Here is a 2,326-nt window from a genome sequence, read left to right on the forward strand (position 1 = left end):
CCCCGAGCAGGTCAAGGCGGGCGAGCTCGGCGTCGGTGAGGTGGGCTACCTGATCACCGGCGTGAAGGACGTGCGCCAGTCGCGCGTGGGTGACACCGTCACCACCCAGAACCACGGCGCCACCGAGGCGCTGGGCGGCTACAAGCACCCCAACCCGATGGTCTACGCCGGTCTCTACCCGATCGACGGCGACCAGTTCGGCGACCTGCGCGAGGCGCTGGAGAAGCTCCAGCTCAACGACGCCGCGCTCACCTACGAGCCGGAGACCTCCGGCGCGCTCGGCTTCGGCTTCCGCTGCGGCTTCCTCGGGCTGCTGCACATGGAGATCACCCGCGACCGGCTCGAGCGGGAGTTCGGCCTCGACCTGATCTCCACGGCGCCCAACGTGGTCTACCACGTCCAGATGGAGGACGGCTCCGAGGTCGAGGTCACCAACCCCAGCGAGTTCCCGGAAGGCAAGATCGCCGAGATCCGCGAGCCGGTCGTCCGCGCCACGATCCTCAGTCCCAGCGACTACATCGGCACGATCATGGAGCTGTGCCAGACCAAGCGCGGCAGCCTGCAGGGGATGGACTACCTGTCGGAGGACCGCGTGGAGATGCGCTACACGCTGCCGATGGGCGAGATCGTCTTCGACTTCTTCGACCAGCTCAAGTCGCGCACCAAGGGCTACGCCTCGCTCGACTACGAGCGCTCGGGTGAGCAGGCGGCCGACCTGGTCAAGGTCGACGTCCTGCTCCAGGGCGAGCCGGTCGACGCGTTCTCGGCGATCGTGCACCGCGACGCGGCGTACTCCTACGGCGTGATGATGGCCGGCAAGCTCAAGGACCTGATCCCGCGCCAGCAGTTCGAGGTGCCGATCCAGGCCGCGATCGGCGCCCGGGTGATCGCGCGCGAGAACATCCGCGCGATCCGCAAGGACGTGCTCGCCAAGTGCTACGGCGGCGACATCAGCCGCAAGCGCAAGCTGCTGGAGAAGCAGAAGGCCGGCAAGAAGCGGATGAAGAACATCGGCACCGTCGAGGTCCCGCCGGAGGCGTTCATCGCGGCGCTCTCCAACGCTCCGACGGGGGAGAAGGGCAAGAAGTAGGCGCCCTCTCCCGCGTCACGTGGCCCGCGGTCGCGCGGGCCGACATCGAGTGATCTCCAGGTCGGCACCCGATCGGTCCGGCACCGGCGACCACGGGTCTGGTGGGATGGCGGAGTGACGGTGAAGGTCCCCGAGGCGTTCTCGGCGTACGCCGCGCGCGGGCCGGAGTGGGTCGCCTTCCTCGGCCGGCTGCCGGGGCTGGTGCGCGGCCTGCTCGAGGACTGGCAGCTGACTCCCGACGGTCCGGCGACGCACGGCTACTGCGCGCTCGTGCTCCCGGTGCGGACCGCCGGAGGTCGCCCCGCGGCGCTCAAGGTGAGCTGGCCGCACTGGGAGGCCGAGCTCGAGCACATCGCCCTGCAGCGTTGGCACGGCGACGGTGCGGTGGAGCTGCTGCGCGCCGACCCGCACCGCGTCGCGCTGCTGCTCGAGCGGCTGCACCGCGAGGACCTCGGCGACCTGTGGGACGTCGAGGCGTGCGAGGTCGTCGGCGGCCTCTACCGGCGCCTCCACGTGCCGGCGCCGGCCCAGCTCGTGACGCTCTCCTCGTGCGTGAGCCGGTGGTGCGACGAGCTGGCGGCGCTGCCGCGCGACGCCCCGGTGCCGCGCCGGATGGTGGAGCAGGCGGTGTCGATCGGGCGCGCGTTCGCCAGTGACGAGGGCACCGACGGGCGCCTGGTGCACACCGACCTGCACTACGCGAACGTCCTCGCCGCCGACCGCGAGCCGTGGCTGGCCATCGACCCCAAGCCGCTCAGCGGCGACCCGCACTTCGAGCCCGCGCCGATGCTGTGGAACCGGTGGGACGAGCTGCTCGCGGCCACGCGCAGCGTGCGCGACGGCGTCCGGCTGCGCTTCCACACGCTGGTGGACGTCGCCGGCCTCGACGAGGCCCGCGCCCGCGACTGGGTGGTGCTCCGGATGATGTGCAACGCGCTGTGGCGGCTGCAGGACCCGCCCGGGACGGCTCGGCAGCTGCCCGACGAGGAGTACCTGACCCGCTGCGTCACCGTGGCGAAATCGGTGCAGGATTGACCCCTCCTCCTGGGAGGATGGGTGCGTGGCGATCCTGCACTCCGTGAACGTCGGCCTCGACCGCGAGGCGCCGTACGCCAACCTCGGCCACTCCGGCATGGACAAGCGGCCGGTGTCCGGGCGGGTCGCCGTGCGCACGCTCGGCCTCGACGGTGACCAGGTGGGGGACACCAAGCACCACGGCGGCGTCGACCAGGCGGT

At 71.3% G+C, this 2,326-nt stretch carries 2 protein-coding genes; both read left to right on the forward strand.

The window, feature by feature from the left end; all coding sequences use genetic code 11:
* Positions 1-1,090 (forward strand): translation elongation factor 4 (gene lepA / locus Q0L15_RS19650; RefSeq protein ID WP_296606281.1); only part of this gene is annotated, 1,090 nt, incomplete at its 5' end.
* Positions 1,091-1,204: 114 nt separating this feature from the next.
* Positions 1,205-2,125, forward strand: a complete 921-nt coding sequence (locus Q0L15_RS19655; RefSeq protein ID WP_296606283.1) for an aminoglycoside phosphotransferase family protein — start codon at positions 1,205-1,207, stop codon at positions 2,123-2,125.
* Positions 2,126-2,326: the final 201 nt, after the last annotated feature.

This window comes from Nocardioides sp., from assembly GCF_024509035.1.
Lineage (GTDB): Bacteria > Actinomycetota > Actinomycetes > Propionibacteriales > Nocardioidaceae > Nocardioides.